The organism is Flavivirga spongiicola (genome assembly GCF_030540825.1).
Taxonomy (GTDB): domain Bacteria; phylum Bacteroidota; class Bacteroidia; order Flavobacteriales; family Flavobacteriaceae; genus Flavivirga; species Flavivirga spongiicola.
On sequence record NZ_JAUOEO010000001.1, the window covers coordinates 3,565,856 to 3,589,944 of the forward strand.

At 32.6% G+C, this 24,089-nt stretch carries 24 protein-coding genes and 1 other RNA gene; 11 read left to right on the forward strand and 14 right to left on the reverse strand.

The window, feature by feature from the left end:
• Window positions 1-19: 19 nt before the first annotated feature.
• From Q4Q47_RS14310 to Q4Q47_RS14345, 8 genes are all read left to right on the forward strand, one after another.
• Window positions 20-1,507 (forward strand): RagB/SusD family nutrient uptake outer membrane protein, encoded by a 1,488-nt coding sequence (locus tag Q4Q47_RS14310; protein WP_303307331.1) that lies wholly within the window; start codon window positions 20-22, stop codon window positions 1,505-1,507.
• Window positions 1,508-1,523: 16 nt separating this feature from the next.
• Window positions 1,524-2,396, forward strand: a complete 873-nt coding sequence (locus tag Q4Q47_RS14315; RefSeq protein ID WP_303307332.1) for a hypothetical protein — start codon at window positions 1,524-1,526, stop codon at window positions 2,394-2,396.
• A 73-nt stretch (window positions 2,397-2,469) separates the two neighbouring features.
• Window positions 2,470-3,984, forward strand: a complete 1,515-nt coding sequence (locus Q4Q47_RS14320) for a hypothetical protein (RefSeq protein ID WP_303307333.1) — start codon at window positions 2,470-2,472, stop codon at window positions 3,982-3,984.
• Between the two features lie 54 nt (window positions 3,985-4,038).
• The gene (locus Q4Q47_RS14325; RefSeq protein ID WP_303307334.1) at window positions 4,039-6,642 is read left to right on the forward strand and encodes a beta-mannosidase; all 2,604 of its coding nucleotides are present in this window, start codon (window positions 4,039-4,041) and stop codon (window positions 6,640-6,642) included.
• 16 nt (window positions 6,643-6,658) lie between these two features.
• A complete protein-coding gene (locus Q4Q47_RS14330) occupies window positions 6,659-7,675 on the forward strand; it encodes a glycoside hydrolase family 130 protein (protein WP_303307335.1) in 1,017 nt (338 codons plus the stop codon).
• Between the two features lies 1 nt (window position 7,676).
• Window positions 7,677-9,212: a cellulase family glycosylhydrolase gene (locus tag Q4Q47_RS14335; RefSeq protein WP_303307336.1), complete on the forward strand. Its 1,536-nt coding sequence runs from the start codon at window positions 7,677-7,679 to the stop codon at window positions 9,210-9,212.
• Window positions 9,213-9,260: 48 nt separating this feature from the next.
• On the forward strand, window positions 9,261-10,904 hold the full coding sequence (locus Q4Q47_RS14340) for a sodium:solute symporter (protein ID WP_303307337.1): 1,644 nt from the start codon (window positions 9,261-9,263) through the stop codon (window positions 10,902-10,904).
• Between the two features lie 474 nt (window positions 10,905-11,378).
• Window positions 11,379-12,152 carry a T9SS type A sorting domain-containing protein gene (locus Q4Q47_RS14345; protein ID WP_303307338.1) on the forward strand — a complete coding sequence of 258 codons (774 nt, stop codon included), beginning with the start codon at window positions 11,379-11,381 and terminating at the stop codon, window positions 12,150-12,152.
• A gap of 366 nt (window positions 12,153-12,518) precedes the next feature.
• On the opposite strand, the gene Q4Q47_RS23850 is transcribed toward Q4Q47_RS14345, so the two are convergent.
• The 4 genes from Q4Q47_RS23850 to ssrA form a co-directional block, all read right to left on the reverse strand.
• Window positions 12,519-12,647: a DDE-type integrase/transposase/recombinase gene (locus Q4Q47_RS23850; RefSeq protein ID WP_408612141.1), complete on the reverse strand. Its 129-nt coding sequence runs from the start codon at window positions 12,645-12,647 to the stop codon at window positions 12,519-12,521.
• Complete coding sequence (locus Q4Q47_RS14350) at window positions 12,623-12,811, reverse strand: hypothetical protein (protein ID WP_303307339.1); 189 nt, start codon at window positions 12,809-12,811, stop codon at window positions 12,623-12,625. Before Q4Q47_RS14350 ends, Q4Q47_RS23850 begins: the two co-directional genes overlap by 25 nt.
• Window positions 12,812-12,988: 177 nt before the next feature.
• Entirely contained in the window at window positions 12,989-13,915 is a 927-nt protein-coding gene (locus Q4Q47_RS14355; protein WP_303307340.1) for a hypothetical protein, read from the reverse strand.
• A gap of 650 nt (window positions 13,916-14,565) precedes the next feature.
• Window positions 14,566-14,960, reverse strand: a transfer-messenger RNA (tmRNA) gene (gene ssrA / locus Q4Q47_RS14360).
• A 282-nt stretch (window positions 14,961-15,242) separates the two neighbouring features.
• On the opposite strand from ssrA, the gene Q4Q47_RS14365 reads away from it, so the two are divergent.
• Together Q4Q47_RS14365 and Q4Q47_RS14370 are read left to right on the forward strand one after the other, a co-directional pair.
• Window positions 15,243-16,448 (forward strand): NAD(P)-dependent oxidoreductase, encoded by a 1,206-nt coding sequence (locus Q4Q47_RS14365; RefSeq protein ID WP_303308478.1) that lies wholly within the window; start codon window positions 15,243-15,245, stop codon window positions 16,446-16,448.
• A 43-nt stretch (window positions 16,449-16,491) separates the two neighbouring features.
• Complete coding sequence (locus Q4Q47_RS14370) at window positions 16,492-17,277, forward strand: SDR family NAD(P)-dependent oxidoreductase (protein ID WP_303307341.1); 786 nt, start codon at window positions 16,492-16,494, stop codon at window positions 17,275-17,277.
• Window positions 17,278-17,285: 8 nt separating this feature from the next.
• Here Q4Q47_RS14370 and Q4Q47_RS14375 read toward each other — a convergent pair whose 3' ends face one another.
• The 9 genes from Q4Q47_RS14375 to Q4Q47_RS14415 form a co-directional block, all read right to left on the reverse strand.
• Complete coding sequence (locus tag Q4Q47_RS14375) at window positions 17,286-17,942, reverse strand: DUF1361 domain-containing protein (protein ID WP_303307342.1); 657 nt, start codon at window positions 17,940-17,942, stop codon at window positions 17,286-17,288.
• A gap of 5 nt (window positions 17,943-17,947) precedes the next feature.
• A complete protein-coding gene (locus tag Q4Q47_RS14380) occupies window positions 17,948-18,346 on the reverse strand; it encodes a ribosomal maturation YjgA family protein (RefSeq protein ID WP_303307343.1) in 399 nt (132 codons plus the stop codon).
• Window positions 18,343-18,972 carry a SanA/YdcF family protein gene (locus Q4Q47_RS14385; RefSeq protein WP_303307344.1) on the reverse strand — a complete coding sequence of 210 codons (630 nt, stop codon included), beginning with the start codon at window positions 18,970-18,972 and terminating at the stop codon, window positions 18,343-18,345. Before Q4Q47_RS14385 ends, Q4Q47_RS14380 begins: the two co-directional genes overlap by 4 nt.
• A gap of 1 nt (window position 18,973) precedes the next feature.
• Complete coding sequence (locus tag Q4Q47_RS14390) at window positions 18,974-19,345, reverse strand: hypothetical protein (RefSeq protein WP_303307345.1); 372 nt, start codon at window positions 19,343-19,345, stop codon at window positions 18,974-18,976.
• A complete protein-coding gene (locus Q4Q47_RS14395) occupies window positions 19,345-20,730 on the reverse strand; it encodes a DUF4153 domain-containing protein (RefSeq protein WP_303307346.1) in 1,386 nt (461 codons plus the stop codon). Before Q4Q47_RS14395 ends, Q4Q47_RS14390 begins: the two co-directional genes overlap by 1 nt.
• 1 nt (window position 20,731) lies before the next feature.
• Window positions 20,732-21,019, reverse strand: coding sequence for a hypothetical protein (locus Q4Q47_RS14400; RefSeq protein ID WP_303307347.1), 288 nt, complete (start codon window positions 21,017-21,019; stop codon window positions 20,732-20,734).
• A 1-nt stretch (window position 21,020) separates the two neighbouring features.
• Entirely contained in the window at window positions 21,021-21,509 is a 489-nt protein-coding gene (locus Q4Q47_RS14405) for a Coq4 family protein (protein ID WP_303307348.1), read from the reverse strand.
• A 72-nt stretch (window positions 21,510-21,581) separates the two neighbouring features.
• Window positions 21,582-21,875, reverse strand: coding sequence for a winged helix-turn-helix domain-containing protein (locus tag Q4Q47_RS14410; RefSeq protein WP_303307349.1), 294 nt, complete (start codon window positions 21,873-21,875; stop codon window positions 21,582-21,584).
• A 102-nt stretch (window positions 21,876-21,977) separates the two neighbouring features.
• Window positions 21,978-22,589 carry a hypothetical protein gene (locus Q4Q47_RS14415; RefSeq protein ID WP_303307350.1) on the reverse strand — a complete coding sequence of 204 codons (612 nt, stop codon included), beginning with the start codon at window positions 22,587-22,589 and terminating at the stop codon, window positions 21,978-21,980.
• Window positions 22,590-22,688: 99 nt separating this feature from the next.
• On the opposite strand from Q4Q47_RS14415, the gene Q4Q47_RS14420 reads away from it, so the two are divergent.
• Window positions 22,689-23,069 (forward strand): DUF1801 domain-containing protein, encoded by a 381-nt coding sequence (locus tag Q4Q47_RS14420; protein ID WP_303307351.1) that lies wholly within the window; start codon window positions 22,689-22,691, stop codon window positions 23,067-23,069.
• 11 nt (window positions 23,070-23,080) lie between these two features.
• Here the strand turns inward: Q4Q47_RS14420 and kdsA are convergent, their stop codons facing one another.
• Window positions 23,081-23,899 (reverse strand): 3-deoxy-8-phosphooctulonate synthase, encoded by an 819-nt coding sequence (gene kdsA / locus Q4Q47_RS14425; RefSeq protein WP_303307352.1) that lies wholly within the window; start codon window positions 23,897-23,899, stop codon window positions 23,081-23,083.
• Window positions 23,900-24,089 lie beyond the last annotated feature (190 nt).

The window sequence follows — 24,089 nt, forward strand, 5'->3', positions numbered from 1 at the left end:
AAAAACAAAATCATTACATATGAAAACATTCAAATATTTAATTCTAATTATTACTGGCGTATCGTTTTTTGCTTGTTCTTTGGAAGAGAAGCCAAATGGATTCCTAAACGAGGAGAATTTTTATAAAACAGCTGGCGATGCAGAATCTGCAGTGTTGTATGCCTATGCGGTGTTTCCAGAATTGGGGTATTTCTCAAGATACTACTATTATGTGGCACATTGTGCTACCGAAGAATTTACTCAAAAATCGGATGCAGAGGCAGGTCAGCACGAACTGGATAATTATTTAACAACAAATACTACAGCTGATCTAGCAAATGTATTTCGCCATTGCTATTTAACTATTAATAGAACATTTCCAATTATAGAAAATGTGCCTGCCATTTCTATGGATGAAGGTTATAAAAATCATATCATCGGAGAAGCACATTTTTTAAGAGCCTATAATTATTACAATTTGGTACGTCTGTTTGGCGAAGTTCCACTTCGAAAAAAAACGATGACTGATTTTAATAGTGCGGGATTAGATTTATCGTCTATAGAAGATATATATGCTTATATCCTCGAAGATCTTCAAGCAGCAATAACATTAATGGATATTCAATACCGATATGGAAGAGCAAATAAAACTGCTGCACAAGGATTACTGGCAAATGTTCATTTGTTTTTGGCATCAGCTTCAGAATCGGGATTAACAGGCTATGGATTTGCAGACGTATCAGGAAACTATAGTCTGGCGAAACAATATGCTGGAGAGGTTGTAAATAATCAAACACAATTTAGATTGGATCCGGATATTCAAAATATTTTTGATCCCGTACAAAATTTAAGCCCAACATCCAGCCCGGAAAACATATTTAGTATCGTAGCTTCAAGAAGCGAAATAGGACCTACAAATCTTATGAGTCTGCTGTCTACACCTTTTGTGCAAACAGGGTTTACACTAATACCAGAGCAAGGTGGACATACTATAGACTTTGGTTGGGACCATGTTATTGTAGAAACCCCTTTCTATGATTCTTTTGATGCCACGGACCGTAGAAAGGAACTGCTTTTTATGACGTCATATATCGATGCCTCAGGGAATCTTATTAATACAAATAATGATAGACCCTATACTTTAAAGTATTTAGATGCCAATCGTTCTGGAGGAGAAGAATCTGGAAACCGTATTTCTATTGTGAGGTATTCTGAAGTTCTGCTTACTTATGCCGAAGCCTGTGGAAATACTGCAGATGGTGTTGATGCTTTAAATCAGGTAAGACAAAGGGCTAATTTAAGCACGTATACTGTAGGTGATTTTGCAAGTGATACGGCCTTTAGAGATGCTGTTATACAAGAACGTGCATGGGAACTTGCTTTTGAGTTTAACAGATTATTTGACCTAAGAAGATCAGGTAAAATGGGGCAGGTTTTAGGAAATGCACCTTACAATAAGACGTTGACAAATGGGGTCTACTTCTTTGATATCCCATTTAATGAGATAGATAGAAATCCAAACTTATAATTTAAAATATAATAGCATGAAAACGATATACAATATATTGGCAATAAGCTTAACTATTACATTGTTGTTTAGCTGTAATGAAGAGCAGATTACTAATAATCATCAACGACAGCTTTTAGCCGTTGCAATAGATGGACAAGTAGGAAATCCTAATATTCCGGGTTCATTAGATGAAGGTAATACAACCACAATTACGACCTATAAAGAATTGGATTTTTCGAATTTAGCGCTTGAAATTGTAGTGTCTCCTGGAGCAACCGTATTTCCGGAATCTGGGCAGGCCGTAGATTTTGCCTCCAATGGTAATCAGTATACCTATACCATAACATCAGAATCTGGTATTTCAAAAGATTGGGTTATTGCAGTAGATCAATTTGTGAATCCAGTAGGAGGAACATGGGGTATTGATAAGCTCGAATTTTATTGGGACGACTGGTTTGGTTGGGGAAACAGTGGACTTGTTCCGCTTACAGACAAACTTCCATTGAGTGCCTCTGGAGTAGATGATATTATAACGTTCTCAGCAATCGAACTTGTTGATGATGCAGGTATAGTATACGGAAGTTACATGCGCAGTACGGGAGCTGATGGACAGTCTGCAAATTATACAAACGACTTAACAGGTAAAGATTATAGCGATAAGTTTGATCGCATTACGGGTGCCTCAGGAAATTGGCAAATAAATGCTGATGGCACCATGACTTTTACTGATGCAAATGGACTTGTAACTACAGGGAAAAGTATTGAAGTAATAGACGCAAATACCATTCTAATAAAACTAGATCCAGGTCCACAAACATGGGAGATTGATTGGGGAGATTATTTTGGTAATCCAGAAAATGCCTTAAATTTTGCTTGGGATCTTTTGTACACTTTGAAAAGGCAATAATTATTTGAGTATATCATATTTTTTAGACTGCATACTATATATACAGTCCAGATTTTAAATTAAATTTTTAGTCATGGTTAAAAAGCTTTTTATATTAATAGTAGGACTCTTTTTGGGATGTTCAAGTGATTCATCAGAATCACCCAATCCAAACCCAAATCCAGGAGGACAGAATGATGTTATAACAATATATCCTTCACAAATAATTAATGAAAGTTATATTGGCAACGGGGCACAATGGGATGCCTATCCTAATGCATATAAGAACTGGAATTCGCCACTTTCGGAAGCCGATTGGGCAAAATTGGCACTTCGCCTTGACTACATGAAACCTAAATTAATGCGTGTAATCATTGATGCAGGGGCCAATTATGCTGGAAATGGAGGGTATGAACCTGAGCTTAATTTAGAGCCATTAGCAAGAATCCTTCAATATTGCACCAATAATAATATAACGGTTATGTTTGGAGATTGGGGAGGGAATTTGGTGGATCCCAATACTAATACTATCAATGAAATCAATCTTACAAATGCTGCCAAATTTGTAGACTATCTTGTAAATACAAAGGGCTTTAGTTGTATTAAATATTATAATATGATAAATGAACCCAATGGGAGTTGGTCTTCTAATAATGGCAATTACGACTTGTGGGTTAATGCCGTTAATTATTTTTATCAACAAATGGAAACCTTAGGAGTTACAGATAAGGTTAAGATTGTTGGGCCAGATATTGCAATATGGACAACCAATGAGGTTCCATGGATTCAAAACGCCGCCAGAGATATTGGGGACGAAAAAATTGGACTTTATGATATACATACTTATCCAGGTCAAATTCATGTTAATAGTAAAGACTATTCAAGCATATTGGAATCTTATATAGAAAAAGTACCACCAGGAAAAAAAATGGTGATGGGAGAATTAGGTTTCAAGTATGACCCTAATGTTGATGCATCATTGCATCGAGGAAATATTGAACGCGCAGAAGCCGATCCTTTTGCATCAAATACAGATAGTAATATGTACGTAAAAGACTTTTTCTATGGAGTAGATATGGCGGATGCTTCCATGCAAATTGTTAATGCTGGTTATTCCGGAATTGTAGTTTGGATGTTAGACGATGCTATGCATAACACAGGAGGAGGAAATGGTAAAGACCTTAAGACATGGGGTTTTTGGAATATTCTTGGTGAAGAACTTTTTGGAGGAGCTGCCGAAGAAGAGATTAGACCTTGGTTCTACACCTATGCATTGCTAACCAGATATATGCAAGACGGCGTGAAAGTATTAAAAGTAGATATTCCTAACAAAAGAGGATTAAATGCCATAGCTATAACGAACGGTAATGAGTACGCTATTGCTATTGTTAACAGTGGCTTTTTAACCTATACAGTAGATGTTAAGTTTGATGCAGGAACAACCCTAAATAATATTAAACAATTTATTTACGAAGATGATAACAGACCCATAGATGGTAATGGATTTCCAGTTCCTACTAGTACAGGGCTTTCATTAGATTTAAGTGCCGGGCATAGGGTAGATATAAAGGGACAATCATTTACGCTTTTTACAAATTTTAATTATTAATAAATAAGTACCATATTCTTTATGACCAATAATCAGGTTAAAATATTAATTCCTTTGAAAAAGACATTATTATTGATTTTAGTGTTTGGTGTGTTAATAGCATGTAAGCAAAAAAGCAGGTCTGAAGATCATCTAAAAATAGATTTGAATACCGATTGGACATTTAAACAAGCAGAAACCAAAACAGATTGGTTACCTGCTAAAGTGCCCGGAACTGTTCATACAGATTTAAAGCAAAATGGCATTATTCAAGACCCTTATTACCGATTTACCGAAGATAGTATATATTGGATAGAAAGAAAAAATTGGGAGTACCGTAAAACGATTAATTGTTCAAAAGAATATCTCGAAAATCAGAATATAGAATTGGTTTTTGAAGGCTTAGATACCTACGCAAGTATTTTTATCAATAATAAGCATATAGAAGAAGTTGATAATATGCACCGTTTGTATCGTATAAACAGTAAACCTTATCTTAAAGAAGGAAGCAATGAACTAAAAGTTGTTTTTAAATCACCTTCAGTTGAAGGAGAAGAAAAAATATCAAAATCACCCTACTTATTACCTACTATAGCAGAGAGAGCAGAAATAGGAAAACAGACGGCGCCTTTTACACGAAAAGCTAGTTTTCACTATGGATGGGATTGGGCTCCAAGGTTAGTCACAATGGGTGTTTGGAGACCTGTCTACTTAGAAGCATGGAATAGTTATAAATTAAGAGACCTTTCATACGCTCTTATTAGTTTAGAAACAGAAAAGGCTAAACTGTCTGCAGAATTTGAAATTGAAGCCGAAGTAGATAAAGAAGTGGAGCTTTTAATTTTTAATAACAATGACAATTCAGAACTAGCAACAAAAAACATCCTCGTAAAAAAAGGTATACATACTTATATCGTTGACTTTACAATTAACAAACCAAAACTTTGGTGGTCTAACGGGCTTGGTGAAGCCTATTTATATAATTTAACAGGACGAATTACCTCTAACAAAAAAAATGAAGAACGTACTATAGACTATGGTATCAGGACGATTGAACTTATACAAGAAGAGGATGAGTTTGGCAAATCATTTAAGTTTCAATTAAATGGCAAGGATGTATTTATTAAAGGTTCTAACTGGGTTCCTGGAGACGTGTTTATTCCAAATGTATCAAACAATCAATATAAATGGCTGGTAGAATCTGCTAAAGAAGCGAACATGAATTTGCTTCGGGTATGGGGAGGAGCTATCTATGAGAATGATGAATTCTATAGACTTTGTGATAAAAATGGTATTATGATTTGGCAAGATTTTATGTTTGCCTGTATGCATTATCCCGGCACAAAAGATTTTTTAAATAATATAGAAAAAGAAGCTATTTACAATGTGAAGCGCCTTAGAAATCATCCAAGTATTGCCATGTGGTGTGGAAACAATGAAATTGAAGAAGGCTGGGAACCATGGAAATGGTCGGAGAAATATAAGTACTCTAGCGAAGATTCTATATCAATTTACAATGATTACGAAAAGATATTTTATGAGATACTACCCAAAGTTGTAGAGAAATATGATGCCTCAAGACATTTTTGGGCTTCATCACCCAGTGCGCGACCTGGGAAGTCTGGAGTGCGCTATATTCAAAATAATAAATCAGGCGATCGCCATTATTGGGGGGTTTGGTTTGGCAATATTCCTTTCGAAACATTTTATGAAAATACAGGACGGTTTATGAGTGAATATGGGTTTCAATCTTTCCCTGAAATAAAAACATTACAAAAAATTGCTGATCAAGAGGATATGGCATTCAATTCCTTATTAATGAATCATCGGCAACGATCATTTCCTGGAAACCAACGGATGCAAGAAGTTATGGACTTTTATTTCAAACGTCCTAAAGATTTTAAAAGCTTTGTGTATTTGAGCCAATTGAATCAAGCCGAAGGGATTAAAAAAGCAATCAATTTTCATCGTAAATCGAAACCTATGAACATGGGGACTATATATTGGCAAATGAATGATGTATGGCCAACCATGTCGTGGTCATCCATAGACTATTTCGGAAACTGGAAAGCCTTACAGTATTTTGTTAAGAAAGCAAATAAAGATGTCATTGCGGTTCCTTTACAACAAGGAGATAATTTTAGTTTACATCTTGTTTCAGACCGTTTGTCTTCTGATGAAATGGCGGTAACTATAGCTGTTAAAAATTTAGAAGGTCAGATGCTGTCAGAAATTAATAATACAGTTGTTGTACGATCAGATCGTTCAAAAAGTATTATAGAACCTCAATCAATTACAGATTTTTTAGCATCGCAAAACATAGATAGCAATCCTAAGAATCTGGTTATAGGTATTAAAATACAAGAAGCTGGAGCAATTATTTTTGAAGACACCTACTGTTTTGTCCCAACTAAAGATTTAAATCTAGAAGAACCAGAATTAAAAATGTCCTGGAAAAAGGAAAATGACCGCCATTATATTTCCATAACCACAAAACATTTCGCAAAAAATGTGGGTGTTTTATCTGAAAATCTAAACGGACGATTCAGCGACAATTTTTTTGATATGATGCCAAATGAAACTAAAGAGATTGAATTTATTCCTTACGGAAATGAAGATGATACTGTAGTGGCTAAGTTTTCGGCTATGAGTGTTTGGAATACCTACAACAAAAAATAATTTTAAAAATAAATACATGAAATTAACTAAACATATAAAGAATCCTGTTTTAAAACCAAACCCAAAAAATCATTGGGAGAATATTGTTGTTTGCAATCCAGGAGTTTGGTATGAAGACGGAAAGTTTTATATGATATATCGAGCTGCCGGTGATGATGAAGAACATTATATTCGTTTTGGTTTAGCAACAAGTACAGATGGTATAAACTTTAAGCGCGAATTAAACGAACCGGTATTTGGGCCAAGTATTAATGGTCCCGATATGGGAGGCGTAGAAGATCCAAGAATTGTCAAATTTGGAGATGAGTTTTTTGTAACTTATGCCTATAGACCAAGCCCTCCAGGGCAGTATTGGAAATTTGGACATGACGAAATTGTTCTGCCAGAAACAGGACAAGATTCACCAGCAGTATTTAGAAATAATATAGCAAATTCGGGACTGGCCGTAACAAAAGATTTTAAAACATGGAGAAGGCTTGGACGAATTACTCAGAGTAATTTGGATGATAGAGATGTGATTCTTTTTCCAGAAAAAATAAACGGAAAATTTGTGATGTTACATCGTCCTAAAGAATGGATTGGCCCTGAGTATGGATGCAAACATCCGTCTATTTGGATTAACTTCTCAGAGGATATGATGGTTTGGAATGGAGGAAGCCAACTCCTGCTATCTGGAAGAGACAATAGCTGGGAAGAAAAAATTGGAGGAAGCACCCCACCGTTAAAAACAAAGGACGGTTGGTTAATTATATATCACGGTGTTGAAAAAGGAGGATTAGGATATTATCGTGTTGGAGTAGCTTTACTTGATTTAGAAGACCCAACTAAAGTGATTGCCCGCGCGCAAGACTGGATTATGGAGCCGGAACATGATTATGAAATTGAAGGGTATTACAAGGGTTGTGTTTTTCCAACAGGAAATGTAATTGTAGACGATACCCTGTATATATACTATGGAGGTGCTGATAAATATGTTGGTCTAGCAACCTGTTCAATAACGGAATTACTTGAATTTTTAAAGAAACAAACATAAAATGAAAAAAATAACTTTCTCATTAAGCGTACTTATTTTCTTTGTCAATAGTTGTACATCAGAAAAATACATAAGTATTGCTAGTCATCCTAATACAGTCATTTCAGAAAGTATTATAGGTGCAGGCGTGCAATGGTCTGCATATCCACACGCAGATTCAGATAACGCAGAATGGGGACACTTAATGACACCGAAAAAATGGAATAAAGTATTCGAAAGGTTGGATTATATGAAACCAAATATTATTCGTGTCATGGATCAGGCTAGTTGGAGGTACTTTGTAGGTGTAGAAGAAGAGGGAACGCCAATAATTGATTTTAACACACAAGAAGTGAAATCGCTATATAAAGTGCTGGATTATTGTGAGAATAATAATATAACGGTAGTTTTTGGAGAGTGGGGAGCACCTGGATTATGGGGAGTCGAAGGAGAGATTCACAAGGCTGATGATCCTAGATGGATTAATATGATTACTAAATATTTAAAACATCTTATCATTGATAAAAAATATACCTGCCTAAAATATTATAATCTAGTAAATGAGCCAGACGGGTATTGGGCATCAACTGATGGAGATTGGGATCAATGGAAGCGTGGCGTATTAATGCTTACCGAATCTTTAAAAGAAAATGGCCTTTGGGGTAAAATACAAGTGGCCGGTCCAGATACAGTACAGGGTTATGAAAACCCAAAATCAAAGTATTTAAATGGAGAAGCTTGGCTTTATGAATCAACAGAACAGCTTAATGATATTCTTACTTGTTATGATATTCACTCATACCCTTCAGGAAAAATTGTGCGTTCTGGCGAGTTTTCAAATCTATATAGACCTCTAGTTAAGGAGGCAGACCAATTTGGATTTCCTTTTATCCTAGGCGAATTAGGCTTAAAATATAAAGGTGATCTTGGTGAGAAGAATAAAGCACTTGGAAAGGCAGATCCTTATGCTGGTGAAGACGATTCCAATATGTTTGTGTATGATTTCTTTTATGGTATCGATGTAGTCGATGCCTTAATTCAAAGCTTAAATGTTGGTATTGACGGTATCATTGTTTGGGATTTGGATGATGCGATGCACACCGTTGGTGATAAGGGTGAGAAGACAAAATTGAAGCGATGGGGTATGTGGAATATTCTGGGAACAGAGATTTGTAACAACCCTGATGATGAAAACATCCGTCCATGGTTTTACCCATGGTCGCTTATGAGCAGATATTTTCCTGAAGGTACGAAAATTATAAAAACAGATGAAGTCAAGGTTGAAGGGTTACGCATAGTGACAGGTCTAAAAGATGACCATATTTCAATAGCTATTATTAATAATTCAACAACCAATCAAAAAATTGAATACGTTATTGAAGGTTCAGAAAAGCGAATGAAGTTTAAAAAGTATATCTACTCAGATATGTTAAGGCCTGTAGATGAAAATGATTTTCCCGTACCTGTAGAAGAGGATATTGGTTTTTTTATAACGATACCAAAAAAAATAGAAGTACCAGCAAATAGCTTTGTTTTACTAACGTCATTTAACCATTAATAAACTTAAGTAAGCAGTATAAATAACAAGTTTAACTAATTAAGAAACATGAATTCAATTAATTTAAGCATCACAGATATTGTTATTTTGCTGTGTTATTTCGCGCTTATAATCTGGTGGGCACTAAAACATGGTAAAAGTAAAGATTCTGACTCCTATTTTTTAGCGGGACGTAATATGAAATGGCCAATAGTGGGCCTATCTTTATTTGCTGCCAGTGTTTCCAGTTCTACCTTAATGGGGCATTCAGGAGAAGGTTTTATTAGCGGCATTGCCGTTTTTAATTACAATATAGTATCCATTTTAGTTATGGTATTCTTTGGTATGTTTTTTCTTCCATTTTATATCAAATCAAAAATATTTACCATTCCGGAATTTTTGGAACGGCGATTTGATGGTAGATCCAGAACATACTTCTCATTCATAACCATTATTGGAAATGTGTTTCTTGACGCTTCAGCTACATTATATACAGGAGCCTTAATAGTGAAGTTGATTTTCCCGGAGGCAGATTTGTTTACAATTATTGTTATTATGGCATTGGTAGCTGGTAGTTATACTATTATTGGCGGGTTAGCATCTGCAATCAATGCAGACATGATTCAAGCCATCATACTTATAATTGGTTCGTGCATTCTGTCCATATATGCTTTTAATGAAATAGGAGGGTGGAGTGAGTTCCATGATCGATTTGGTGAAGGTGTCTGGTTAAAACTTACCAGACCTTTAGACGACCCAACAGTACCATGGTTAGGAATGATTATAGGGATACCCATATTAGGATTTTATTTTTGGGGTAATAACCAAGTGATGGTACAGCGTGTCTTATCGGCAAAGTCAATAGACCATGGTCGAAAAGGAGTACTTTTAGTTGGATTCCTATACCTTTTAACACTATTCATTTTTATTATTCCAGGTTTAATAGGAAGAGGAATAAGCTTGTTTGGGGTAGAAAACCTTCCAACAGAAATGATAACAGGTTTAGACTTAAAAGAGAACTTTAATATTAATACAGATGAAGTCTACCCACGATTGATCACAAGGCTTTTACCAGTAGGATTAATAGGTATAATACTAGCAGCTATGGTATCTGCTTTAACGTCTACATTGAGTGCAACACTTAGTTCGGTATCCACTTTATTTACTATGGATTTTTACTCTAAAATAAATCCTAAAGCCGACAGTAAAAAATTAGTTTGGGTTGGACGTATAACTGCGATTGTCATGTTAATAGTTGCTATTGCTTGGGCACCGTTTATAGCCAAATTTGATTCTCTGGTATCTTATTATCAGGAAATAGTGTCTTATATAGCACCGCCAATAGTAGGGACCTTCTTTTTAGGACTTTTTTGGAAAAGATGCAATTCCCAAGGTGCTTTTATGGGACTCATGTCTGGCTTGGTTATGGCGGCAGGAATGATGATTGTCAAATATGGTGCTGGCTTTGATCCTGGCATGCACTTTCTTATTATGGCTCCCATTATCATGATTTTAAGCATTGCTGTGAATATTGTGACAAGTTACCTGTCCGCGCCTCCAAGTGACGAAAAAGTAAAAGAGAATTCATGGACCATAGATATATGGAGAGAAGAAACTAAGGCATTAAAAGGAGTGGTGTGGTATAAAAACTTCAGAGTGCTTTCTATGCTTTTAGTAGCTAGTTGTATCATTATGTATGCATTGTATTATTAATAAAGTTTTAGAGTTGTTTTAGTAGTGTTCGTTCATTTCCGAATGTTTTGAACTAGTTTTTAAGAAGAGCTAGAATGAGAATATCTAGTTCTTCTTTCTTTAGAATAGAAATATGGAAAGACTAAAAAAATACCAGTTGTATCAAAATAGGTTTTGCTCCCTTTTATTTTAGTGATCTCATTATTTGCGTTATGGAGTTTGCTAATGCCTTGACAGGTCCTATGGTACAGGCTTTTAAAAAAATATTAGAGTTGTCTAATTCTCAAGCTGCCTAGGTGTAAATGGTATTTTACGGAGGCTACTTTTGTATGGACTAAGAGTTTTTAAATACCACGAATTAAAATAATGCCATTCTAATTTAGAAAAAAAATATTCAAAAAAAATACTTCAAAATAGAGTCTTATCTAGAGAGATCACTATACCTCAAATTGTAAAACTTAACAGTCAAATGATTAATTTTTTAAATTATTAATTATGAAAAAACTATTACTTTTTATCGGAATCATTTCAACCTCAGTATTTTCACAAGACTGTGTAGATCCTATTGTTTTAAATCTTGAATGCATACCAATTCGTACTGTTACTGGATCTTACAACAGTATAGCAAATACCCTTAGTGGCGGGATCAACACGAGCGCTAACATAGGCGAATATACAGATGATGCTGGGAATCAATGGGATGCCCTTGTTATTGATTACGGAGCGCCAATTGATTTGTCAGTAAATAATCAATTAAAAATTAAAATATATAGTCCAACAAGAGCCATTGAAGTCCTTTCTAAGCTTGAAGATACTACTAATGCAAATAGTGCCTCCAGAGGAAGTGCTGCTAGTCAAATAGGTATTTGGCAAGAATTTATATATGATTATAGCTCTGAAGCAGCCAACTCAAATTCATTACAAAAGGTTGTTTTATTTTTTGACCCTTACGTAGGAGCGGGAAATAATATTTATTATTTTGACGATATTGAATGGACATCGCCGGGAGCTTTATCTACCGAGGATGTTTCAACCTCGATTCAGCTTTTTGCATTTCCTAATCCTGTGAAAGGTGTTTTAACAATACGTTCAAACTTTGGAATACAAAAAATTAATGTTATTGATATTTTTGGAAAGACCATTCTCAACACAGAGGTTTTTAACGCTACTACTTATAAATTAGATGTAGGCCCTTTAAAAACTGGGATTTATTTTGTAAATGTTAATGCAAATAATGCTTTTAAAAACATTAAAATAATAAAGAAATAGCTCTACAGTTTCAAACCTTAGTACAAATTGAATGCCAATATTGGTTTAAAATTTAAAATTTTTGTGTAATGACGACAGCCTAAAAAAGTAAAATGTCTAACGATAGCTTCGATTCCTTGCTGGGCTTTTAAAAATTAGCAGAAGTTTAAAACAAAAAAGACAAAGAGTCTTTTAAAATTGATCGACTTCAAGCCATTCGGGGCAGTTGAGAACTAAAAATAAGTGACTCCGAATTAGCCCCTTTTTATTTGATAATATATGCTATTGTTTAATTTCTCCTGTTAATTAGTTTTATTGCTGATCTATTAGCACCACTCTTAGCAATATTTATAAGTTCTGGCTTGCCATTATTTGTAATAGCTTTGATTAAGAATTTATGAGCCGATATGCGTTGTCTTCTTTTGTTAAAAGGAAGTCTACCGTATTACCTTCTTTATCAACAGTTCTGTATAAATATCGCCAGACACCTTTTACTTTGATATAGGTCTCATCCATTCTCTACCTTTTCCAACCAATTTTTTTGTTTTTCTGAACTGCAATCCTACAAGTGGTGTAAACTTAAATACCCAACGTTGAATGGTCGCATGATTAACTTTAATTCCTCTTATGGCTAAGAGTTCTTCAATATCTCGATAAATGAGACTAAATCTTAATTTCAAGTAAACAACATTTAATATGATTGATTTGGAAAAACAATGATCTTTCAACATGTTTTTTTAAGGTATAGATATATGTTTAGCTTTTTGCCAACTTATATGCGACAGAACCTTGTCATTCGACTAACAATAATGATAGTCGAATGACCGGTTCTAACCAGATTCAAAATTATCCAATGACTAAAGGTACCCTAGTTTTACCAAATATTCCACCAAGTTTTGGTACGGAGCTTCATAATTGATGATCACTACTTGGTTGGCTCCATTTATACCCAATTTTTTGTCGTCTTTTATAACATAAATGCTCCGACCTGGATTTTCACTACCAACACGGACTTCTAAGATAGCAGCAATAATATCTGTAGTTTTCTCCCCATTAATCTCAATGGGTTTTGTTACTTTTTTGTAAACAATATATCGTCTGTCTGCAGAATTGGGAAATTTTATATCTTTTTCTTTTGTAATCGATCCAATGACCACACCATCCTGAGTAATTGATTGTTTGTCTACTATTTTATAAATTTTTAAAAGACCACTAGGAAGTGTGGTTGGATTAAAATCAGTACGTTTCATCAGTATTGGCGCTTTCACATTTCTCGGCACACGGTTCTCTCCTTTTAACACCTCCAAAATACCAGCTTTACTATTTTCAATTCTTAAAGCCTGTTCCTCAATTTTCGTTGTGGTGGAATCATTTTCTATCAACAGGGATTCTCGGACTACAGCAGGTTGACCAGCGTCAAAAAACTGGGGTGAGGTTCTTGTTACCAATTCCTTAAAAACCTTTTTCTTATTAAAAGAGGTCATTTTTACTGGAAGTTTTATGATTTTTCCTGAACCCTTAAATTTTATTTCTTGCCAGTTAAATACGGGTAGTATTGGAATTTTTGTATCCAATTCTACATATTTCAAATTAAACATTTCTTTTCCGTTCATATCTGTAAAAATCAAATCAACTCCTTTATTGGTGCTTGCGGTACCTTCCATTTTACAAGAGGCAATATTATTATAGTAAACTACTTTCTTTTTTAATTTTACATCTTGGGCGTTTAAAGCTATAGCAATTGTTAAAAAGAATGGAACAAGAAGGTTAATCAAGGCTTTCATAAGTAGGGTTTTAATAGTATTTAATATGTTTGTATGGTAATAATACAATAAATACTTTTTTGGAACAAATAATAATTCTGTAAATATCTGATTTTGTTTGTTTTAGATTAAAGGTGTGCCAGTATTTCAATCTAAAAGGATACCATTCTGACTAAAGGAAAAAGTTGGATTCTAATGTTTGGTTATTACTGGTTCATTTCATCGTCTTATATTTTAGATTCGCCATTTCCTCAAGGAATGTGTGGTAGTCCATTATTAATGAGGTTCAGAGGTGAGGTTGTATTAATTGGTGTATGTCTAGGTGCCCTAGAAACTTTTGAGCATGACCCCAGAATTTTTGCTTAAACACAACATTTAGGCATGATCCGAAAGTAGAATACAATTATGGAATAACACTTTTTATGATGATCAAGATAAACAGATAACTGAAAGTGTGAATAGGGTTGTATAGTACGGAATTGCTATATCTATTTTTAATTATTACTCATGGCAAATTCATATAGCCAATAATAATACTCTTGATAGTCTTTTGAAAGATGATCAAGTATAACTATAAATTAGATTATTTTTCTAAACGTGGGGAAAATGTGGGGAAAATAAAAACGCCGTATCTGCTAATAATATGCAAATAAGGCGTTTTAATAAAATATTTGTGGAGTCGGAGAGAATCGAACTCTCGTCCAAACAAGTAATCAAAGAGCTTTCTACACGTTTATTCTTTTCTTGGTTTTTCGATTATAAGCTAGTTAAAGACAACCCACTTATAACTTATCTTTTTTAGTTTCAAAAAGGCATCAAAGCGCTACCTAATCTATGTTAACATTTACGATGCCTCAAAATGGAACGCCGTTAACAAAGGCTTTCCGGAGACATAAAGCTTGTACACCTTGTGTACCTAGGCTAATCCTACTATAATTCGGATTATGCAGCTAAAGCGTAGTTATTCTCGCCGTTTAAAATTTGATCTAGCCTTTAACGTGTTTCAATGTCATTACACGACGTGCTTACCGTTCAATTAATCTCGCTGTCAAAACCAGTCGACCCCTTAATGAAATAGGTACGCTTAGCGTACCGTTATTGAATTAATCCTGAACTTGTTTCAGGAATTCATCAACGATAATTTGGGTATTACCCAATCGTTTTAGGTTAAGCATAGTCATTCATAACAAGTTTTAACCCTTAACGCGGACAGCAAAGGTATCAAAAAGTTTGTATAACCATACAAATCCTCTTATTTTCGTGCAAAAATTATTCCAGTATTTAGACAACAGTTTGCTATAGTTGTTGTTAGCATTTATAGAACACTTAAACGATCAAACAAATGAATATCCAGTTTGCAATTATAAAAGAACGCAAAACCCCACCAGATAGGCGTGTGGTATTTTCTCCATTAAAGTTAGCCGAAGCACAAAAAGAATTTCCAGAAGCAACTTTTAAAGTAGAATCTAGTGATATTCGTGTGTTTTCTGATGAGCAATATAAGAAGGAAGGGTTTGAAACTGTAAATAATATAGACGATTGTGATGTGATGATTGGTGTAAAGGAAGTGCCAATTGAAAATTTAATTCCAAATAAAAAATACTTTTTCTTTTCGCATACTATAAAAAAACAACCTTATAATAGAAAACTCTTAAAAGCCATTTTAGAAAAAAATATCGAACTGTACGACCATGAAACCATCATAGGTAGTAATGAATTTCGTTTAATAGGCTTTGGTTATTATGCAGGATTGGTAGGTGCATATAACGGATTTAGGGCATTAGGCTTAAGAGATGGATTGTTTGATTTGCCGAAAGTAGAAAGCCTTGCAGATTTAAATGCAGCTAAAGCAGCGTTAGATAAAATACAATTACCGAATATTAAAATATTACTCTCTGGTACAGGAAAGGTAGCACGCGGAGCTAAAGAAATTCTAGATCATTTAAAAATAAAACAAGTTAGTGATGCCTTGTATTTAACGGCTAAATTTACCGAACCCGTTTACTGTTTAGTAGATGTCATGGAATATAGTAAGCGTAAAGATGGCAAAGTTGGTAATACAGAAGCTTTTTATAAAGATGCAACAGGTTATGAAAGTAATTTTATGCCCTATGCTAAAGAAACAGATTTTTTTATAGCTGGACATTTTTATGGTACAGGAGCTCCTTATTTATTTACGAGAGACGATGCTAAATCACCAAATTTTAATATAAATTTAGTGGCAGATATTAGCTGTGATGTAGACGGTCCTGTGGCTTCTACATTAAGAGCGTCAACCATTTCGGAACCATTTTATGGTTACGACCCGCAATCTGAAAAAGAGGTTGCATTTAATGCTAAAGGTGCAATTACAGTTATGGCAGTCGATAATTTACCATGCGAACTTCCAAAAGATGCGAGCGAAGGTTTTGGTGAACAATTTCTTCAACATGTTATTCCAGCGTTTTTTAATAACGATGCAGATGGTGTTTTAGAACGTGCCAGAATAACAAAAAACGGAAAGCTAACAGAGCGTTTCTTTTATTTACAAGATTATGTGGATGGTAAGGAGTAATTTTGAATGAAGTAGTTTAAACCACTTCAATTACTAAAATGATATGATGACTAAAACAGCGTTAGTAACAGGAGCTGCTTCGGGACTAGGATATGAATTAGCGTTTTTACTAATAAAAGATGGTTATAATCTTGTTTTAGTTGATATTGATGCACCTAAATTAAAAGAAGTAAAGCAGCTTTTTAATAAAAAGTTTAAAAGTAAGGTCAATTTATTGGTTAAAGATTTAAGTAAACCAGATGCCGCCCAAGATATTTATAATGAAGTTAAACACTTGCCCATAATAGATGTATTAGTAAATAATGCAGGTTTTGGGTTATTCGGCACATTTGCAAACACAGATTGGAAACGCGAGTCTGATATGCTTCATCTTCATGTTTTAACAACTACGCATTTAACAAAACTTATTTTGCCTACAATGATAGCCAGAAAATCTGGTAAAATTTTAAATATTTCATCTTTAGCTGCATTTCAGCCAGGACCGTTGATGTCGATGTATTATGCTTCTAAATCTTATATTTTATCTTTTTCGGAGGCTATTGCTAATGAGTTGAAAGGTACTGGAGTTACTGTTACAGCTTTGTGTCCGGGACCAACTAAAACATTATTTCAAGAAACCGTTTCTAACGATTGTTCGGAAAATAAAATTAGCTTTAATATGGCTTGTCCAACTGATGTTGCATTGTATGGTTATAATGCTATGATAAAGGGGAAAACAGTTGCCATTCCAGGTGCATTTAATAAATTTTTATCTACGATACCTCGCTTTATTTCAAGAAATATGGCAACAAAAATTGTTAGAAATATTCAAGAAAAAAATCGAGCATAGTAATCATTTTATGAGTTTTTAAGGGTATATAATACTTTAAATACCCAAAACCCAATACTTAAAAAAAGACCAAATATAAAAGTGAACAACCAAGCTTCTAAATGTTGATTTGGTTGTATAATGATATTGAAAATATCGTTAAACAAATCCGAAGGATGTTGAAGAATTTCCCAAGAATTATAGCGTAAAAACCGACCTAAATAAACACCAAATCCACTAAGAAAAAGAATGAAAATCATAATAAAGTTTGTTGTTTTTCTTTTCAAATATTGATTTAATAATGTTTCCATATCTAGTAGGGATAACGAAAACATTAATAATCCGTTTAATGCAAAAGAGATAACAACAAGCACATCCAGCCATAATAAATGATTTGAACCTATTTTTAAATGCAGTAAATCAGTAATAATATAAGGCGCATTGGGTAAAAAAAGCAGCCATACACTACACCATATTGCAAAACCTATTTTATTAAGCTTTGGGGTACTTACTAAATAGGTTGTAATGGCAAAGGGAATGACTGCTAAAAATAAATTCCAGATTAAAAACAAGTAGAAAAAGGAATGTGTTAGTTTCATTCTAACCATAAGTAATACTATACTTAAGGTAATAGAAACGCTTAATAAAGAAAAGATCTTAAATCGATCGAATATAATTGTTTTCATAGAGTTCATATGTTATTTGTTTTTTTAAGACTAAATTGAGTAATACTATATTCAGTAATTAAAACAGTAAGAACTCCTAAAGTATAAGCTACTAAGTCAGAAATTTGAAATGTGTTACCAAAAATAAGTTTCAATAAGTTGTTATTATTTAGATTTAACCTATCTAATATGTTTATTAATTGTAATAATTCTATGATATAAGAAAATATTAAAACAGGAATCGCGACAATAATAGAGGGAGTTTTGATAAAGCTTTTAATAAAGCAATAAAGTAGTATAACAACTAAATAATCACCAAAGGTGTGACGTATAAAACCGTATTTTAAATAGATGGCTATTAAAACTTCAATTGCAAATATGATTAATGCAATTATTAAATACTTTTTGTTGAGTTGTAGTTTCATTTTATTTCTATTTTTTTACCTAAAAATTTAGGCTTTACATTGAAAAGAATATCGATTGATGCTTTTGCTCTAGCTAGATATTCTCTTAATTTAGTTTTTATACCATAGCGTCCATTTATATCTTGAGCATTATATCCAATAACATTAATTTTAAAGCTTTTGGATAGGTAAATAGCACGCTCATTATGAAACTTTTGAGACACAACTGTTATAGAATTTAACCCAAATATTTCTTTAGCTCTTACTATCGAATCTAGTGTCCTGAATCCAGCATAATCCAAGAATATTTTATTTTCAGGAACTCCCATTTTTACTAAATCATTTTTAAAATCGGTGGGTTCATCATAACTTTTTCTTCCGTTATCACCACTTATTAAAATAAATTCTATTTTTCCTGATTTATAGAGCTGATATGCGGCTTCTAATCGGTATTTGTAGTATAGATTTATGTTTCCGTTTAAAGTAAATTTACTGGCGCCTAGAACAAGACCTACTCTGTTTTTTGGAATAAGTGACATATTATCATAAGTGGAATTTTTAGCTTGGTATACTATCCAAACATTTATAATTATTATATAAATAATTAATAGCGTTATTATGAGTATGAATTTTTTTAAATATGTCATATTAATTATTTCGTTGTTGATTGTCTTTTGCTAACCAAATCCATGATTGCATTGTTGTAAAGAATGCTGAAATGAAAAAGCTTATAGCAAATGTTAATTCAATTACTCCATAACAGCATAAACTAAAACTTACTATAGCATAAAATGGAAAATACTTTTTAAAAACACTTTTATTACTTGATCCATCTTTTTTAAGCAAAAAGAAAGGCATAATTGTAAATAGGATGGTGACAGTACAACAAATTGAAATTGGAATTATAGACAGAAAAACAAAAGGTATCATATCATTTTGAAAGTTTTCCGAAATTAGAATGATCCAAAATATACAAGTAGCCAAAATGGTTGATTTTAAAATGACAGATGGCGTATTCATTAGTCTTTATTTAATCTTAAATTATCATATTGTATTTCCTGCCATTTTTTATTTTCCAATTCAATTAGGTAGGCATTGTATTTTTTTTCAATTAAAGATTTCTTTTCCTCATTTAAGTTATTTTGATCTGCATAGTTCTTAAGAAGTAAGGTGTTGTTATTAGATAAGTCTAACAGGTAATTAAAATCCATAAATTGAGCATGATTAAGGTTGTAATGTGTCATGTAGTTATCCCAATTAATAGAGCTTGATATGATTAAAATTGTAAAAGCAGTTAATGTGTTTACTCTGAATAAGTACCAGAAGTTTTTTATTTGTTTTATTTTAATTGAAGTGGTAAGTAAGCCTATTACTGTAAGTAATAAGTAAATTAAAACACCTATTCGTTTATATGTAAAGCCAAAATAATAGATGTATTGGCAATCCTTTATTGCAATGTTTATTATTAAAATGATATTAAGTATTATCCAGGTATAAGTAACATATTTGAGGTTTTTATTGTCTTTGTAGAAGTTTAAGTTTCCTCTGAAAAAGTATAGTATAATTATTATTGCTATAATGATGGAAGCAATTAAGGTATTAATACCATTATGAACCTGATTTGAAAAGGCAGAAGCTCTTAAATCATTGGTCGAAATTAAATAAGTAACATCGGTGATGAGAAAGAATGTGATGAGTATATTTAGAAGTGCGATTAGAATAAACCCCAATTGATTTTCTTTTTTGAGACGTTCTATTTTTATTTCTCCTTTTATATCTAATAAGTTTCCAGTATTTAAATCATAAGTAGTTGCTAGGTCAATTCGTACTGGTTTAGAAATATTACTTAATAAATAATAGCCAAGAACAGCAACTAACAACCACTGAATATTAATAAAGCTAAAATCAATTTTAGAAATTAATTCACTAAAGACAGGGTTCCCATTTTTATATAAGCTTATAAAAATGATAACCACAGTTAAAGGAATACCAATTATTTTAAGCAAATGCAGGTAATCAGTTTTTTGTTTAGGTACCACTTTTTCATCTTTCTCAATAGTGTTAAAATTACGATTAAAGAACGCCGCTATTGATGAGTAAAACCCATTGAGCCAATTTATATAAATAGATGAATTTTGTTCAGAGACATTCCCTATTAGTGTTAAAAAAGCAACAACGTATGCAATTATTGATAAGTTCGATCTATAAAAAAATGTCGTGATAGCAGTTATTACAAGTACAAGACTAAATACAATAGTGTTTTTTTTCTTAAATGTATCTTTATTATAAATTATAAGTATAATAATTGTTAGCAGAGAAAATAAACTTAGGTTTAAACCTATAGCATGTTGGTAAAAAAGTGTGCTAAACAATAAAGCTCCGATTATTAAAGGGATGTTTTTCATTTTATATTAATTTATGAATTACTATTGAGTAGTATAAAAATGCAATAGGAATATTAAAAAGTATAATACCTATTGATTGTATGGTCTCTCTTTTGTTTTTATTTATGAACAATAAGGATAATAGCATAATAAATACTAAAGAATTGATTATTATAGCTAATCCAACATAATAATAGCCGATCATTGTCACGGCATTTATACCTTTAATAAATACTTGCAATACGAATAGAATAGTTCCAATACTAAATGATACCAATGCAATCTTGGAAGAAACTTTATATATGTCCATTTTAAACTTTTATAAGTGTGTTAATTTGTGATTTTGAGAATATAATTTGCCTAAAATCATGTATTGAAATCATTAATAATTCTTTGTAATCAAAATGATGAAATGAATTAGCTTTTTTTCCAATACAGTATGATTTATGGTAATATTTGTAATAGTCAGGTAAAATTATTGTACCCAGAATAATCGATCCATAGAGATAAAGGCTTCTTTTACCATTTCCAAAGCATAGATATTGTAACGCAATTTCGTCTTCAACTTTAGTCCCATAGCCAGTTAAAGTGTGATAAGCATCATGTCTTTCAACTTTAGAAATTAATTCGAAGTTGTTTTTGTGCAGAAATAACCCAAGATTTTTTCCGAAAGAATCATCAGGATAGGTTAGAAGTTGTTCTTTATATATACCCCATGGTTTGTCATTCTTGAAAAGATTCGTGTAAATCTCTTTAGATTTTTCAAATAGCCATTCTATAAGTTTTTTTCTTAAATTCATATTAAAAGTACTTTGTTTTTCAAAGTAAAAAAATAAAATTTTTTATTTTTTCATTCCCTCCTTCGAGGGAAATTATTGTTTATTAATTAACTTTTCGAGTGCGTTAATGTGTTTTTTAAATTCAGCTTCTCCTAATTTAGTAGTGCTGTATCGTGTATTTGGTTTTCTGCCAATAAACTGCTTTTCAACTTTTATATACTCGGCTTTTTCTAGCGCTTTTGTATGACTTGCTAAATTACCGTCAGTAGCCCCAAGCAATTCTTTCAACATATTAAAATCAGCATATTCATTTACCATTAAAATAGACATAATGCCTAATCTAATTCTATGATCAAATACTTTATTTATGTTGGTTATTATACTCAAACTAAATGTTTATTTGTTGATGCGTTTATATAAAACTAATATTATAGTCAACTATTATTTTTTAAAATTATAAGTTACTGAAAACTGTGACTGATATACTGTTTACTTTTTAACATCATACTTAAAATGCATCCAAGTCCCATAAATAATATGCATGACGCCAAAGCCTAAGACCCAAAGCCAAAACCCATACCCTGGAAACCATGCACAAATTAAACCTAAAATAATTTGTATAAAACCTAAATAACGAATATCTCCAATACTATATTTTGAAGCATTTACTAAGGCTAATCCATAAAACAAAAGCATTAAAGCACCGGTTTGACCATATTTTTGTCTACCTAGTATAATCAATATATAAATACCCCCAGCAATTAATGGAACCAAAAAATTTATTACTAAGCGCTTCGATGATGTATCCCATATATTGGCACCATTTTTTTTTGCTTTTCTTGTAGTTAAAATGATTCCTGTAACCACACTAAAAAAAGCAATTAAGAACAAGTCCAGCATGACCAAATTAAATATTTTACCATCAAGTATTAAGGTGCCGTTACTGTATTCTATTACTAACCAGTATGCTACTGCGGCTCCAATAAGCGCATATATACCTGCTAATATTCCCGATAAGCCACTAAGCGATATAAAACGAGAAGATTTATTCATTAAATCTTTAATCTCACTTATGTCTTTTAAATAATCTTTTGAATCCATATAAAAGTACTTTGAAACACAAAGTAAATAAATTATTTTCAATCGAGCATCATAAATTTTTGTTAAGTTTGAATTTTGTAATATAAATCTGTTTGAATATTGAAACCTGTAGACGAGTATTTTTTTGATCAAAAGGAACCTTATCAATCCATCATGCTTTATGTTAGAAGTGTTATCCTAAATACACTACCCGAAGTAGAGGAGAGATATAGTTATAAAATCCCGTTTTATAATATTGGAAAAAAGCCTATGATTTATCTAAATATTTTAAAAGGTAAAGATTACGTTGATGTTGCTTTTGTACAAGGTGTTTTATTAGAAAAACAGTTTTCTATTTTAAAGAACGACAATAAACGTAAACAAGTACGTTCTATTCAGCTAAGAACCATCGAAGATTTAGATCACGAAAATTTTATTGAGTTATTGCATGAAGCTTCAAACTTACTAAGTAAAAGCAAAAAGGCTTGGTTTATCGATTAATAGTTTCGAATTTATAATCCATTGACTGTTTTTCTTATAGCAACTAAATTGGTAAGTAATTTTTCTAAATTATCTAAATGTAACATATTGGCACCATCGCTTTTTGCATTAGCAGGATCGAAATGGGTTTCAATAAATAAACCATCTACGTTATTAACAACACCAGCTCTGGCTACAGTTTCAATCATATCTGGTCTGCCACCTGTTACACCAGCATTTTGATTAGGTTGTTGCAACGAATGTGTTACATCTAAAACGGTTGGAGCGTATTGGCGCATTGTTGGAATGCCACGAAAATCTACTATCATGTCTTGATATCCAAACATCGTGCCTCTGTCTGTTATCCATGCTTTATCACTACCAGAGTCCTTAACTTTTTGTACGGCATGCTTCATGGCTTCAGGACTCATAAATTGTCCTTTTTTTAAGTTGACAACTTTACCAGTTTTTGCTGCAGCAACTACCAAATCTGTTTGACGTACTAAAAACGCAGGGATTTGTAACACATCAACATACTGTGCCGCTAATGTAGCATCTGAAATCTCATGAATATCTGTAACCGTTGGAACATCAAAAGTATCTGAAACCTTCTTTAAAATTTTTAAAGCTTTCTCATCGCCAATTCCTGTAAAACTGTCAATTCTACTACGGTTTGCCTTTTTAAAACTGCCTTTAAAAACATAAGGGATTTCCAATTTATTGGTAATAGTAACTACTTTTTCGGCAATACGAAGTGCCATATCTTCTCCTTCGATAGCACATGGACCACAAAGCAAGAAAAAATTGTTTGAATTAGTATGTTTTATTTTAGGTATACTTTGAAGAGTCATAAGCTTTTATTTCAAAAAAATATGATGCAAAGATACTATTAATGCTGAATTAACGAGCATATCTTTTAAATTGAAATAAAAACATTTTTAAGTGTTTGTATTAGCAATTATAACAGTACTATTCCCTGTTTTTAATTTGTTAAAAACGAGAAAGGTATAGTGGGTAAGACTGCTTTTTTGTATTTTACAA

Bases quoted from the DNA above. Each gene is read 5' to 3' on its own strand.
- Q4Q47_RS14310 (WP_303307331.1), top strand. From the start codon at position 20: ATGAAAACATTCAAATATTTAATTCTAATTATTACTGGCGTATCGTTT.
- Q4Q47_RS14315 (WP_303307332.1), top strand. From the start codon at position 1,524: ATGAAAACGATATACAATATATTGGCAATAAGCTTAACTATTACATTG.
- Q4Q47_RS14320 (WP_303307333.1), top strand. From the start codon at position 2,470: ATGGTTAAAAAGCTTTTTATATTAATAGTAGGACTCTTTTTGGGATGT.
- Q4Q47_RS14330 (WP_303307335.1), top strand. From the start codon at position 6,659: ATGAAATTAACTAAACATATAAAGAATCCTGTTTTAAAACCAAACCCA.
- Q4Q47_RS14335 (WP_303307336.1), top strand. From the start codon at position 7,677: ATGAAAAAAATAACTTTCTCATTAAGCGTACTTATTTTCTTTGTCAAT.
- Q4Q47_RS14340 (WP_303307337.1), top strand. From the start codon at position 9,261: ATGAATTCAATTAATTTAAGCATCACAGATATTGTTATTTTGCTGTGT.
- Q4Q47_RS14345 (WP_303307338.1), top strand. From the start codon at position 11,379: ATGAAAAAACTATTACTTTTTATCGGAATCATTTCAACCTCAGTATTT.
- Q4Q47_RS23850 (WP_408612141.1), bottom strand. From the start codon at position 12,647: ATGGATGAGACCTATATCAAAGTAAAAGGTGTCTGGCGATATTTATAC.
- Q4Q47_RS14355 (WP_303307340.1), bottom strand. From the start codon at position 13,915: ATGAAAGCCTTGATTAACCTTCTTGTTCCATTCTTTTTAACAATTGCT.
- Q4Q47_RS14370 (WP_303307341.1), top strand. From the start codon at position 16,492: ATGATGACTAAAACAGCGTTAGTAACAGGAGCTGCTTCGGGACTAGGA.
- Q4Q47_RS14375 (WP_303307342.1), bottom strand. From the start codon at position 17,942: ATGAAAACAATTATATTCGATCGATTTAAGATCTTTTCTTTATTAAGC.
- Q4Q47_RS14380 (WP_303307343.1), bottom strand. From the start codon at position 18,346: ATGAAACTACAACTCAACAAAAAGTATTTAATAATTGCATTAATCATA.
- Q4Q47_RS14385 (WP_303307344.1), bottom strand. From the start codon at position 18,972: ATGACATATTTAAAAAAATTCATACTCATAATAACGCTATTAATTATT.
- Q4Q47_RS14390 (WP_303307345.1), bottom strand. From the start codon at position 19,345: ATGAATACGCCATCTGTCATTTTAAAATCAACCATTTTGGCTACTTGT.
- Q4Q47_RS14395 (WP_303307346.1), bottom strand. From the start codon at position 20,730: ATGAAAAACATCCCTTTAATAATCGGAGCTTTATTGTTTAGCACACTT.
- Q4Q47_RS14400 (WP_303307347.1), bottom strand. From the start codon at position 21,019: ATGGACATATATAAAGTTTCTTCCAAGATTGCATTGGTATCATTTAGT.
- Q4Q47_RS14405 (WP_303307348.1), bottom strand. From the start codon at position 21,509: ATGAATTTAAGAAAAAAACTTATAGAATGGCTATTTGAAAAATCTAAA.
- Q4Q47_RS14415 (WP_303307350.1), bottom strand. From the start codon at position 22,589: ATGGATTCAAAAGATTATTTAAAAGACATAAGTGAGATTAAAGATTTA.
- kdsA (WP_303307352.1), bottom strand. From the start codon at position 23,899: ATGACTCTTCAAAGTATACCTAAAATAAAACATACTAATTCAAACAAT.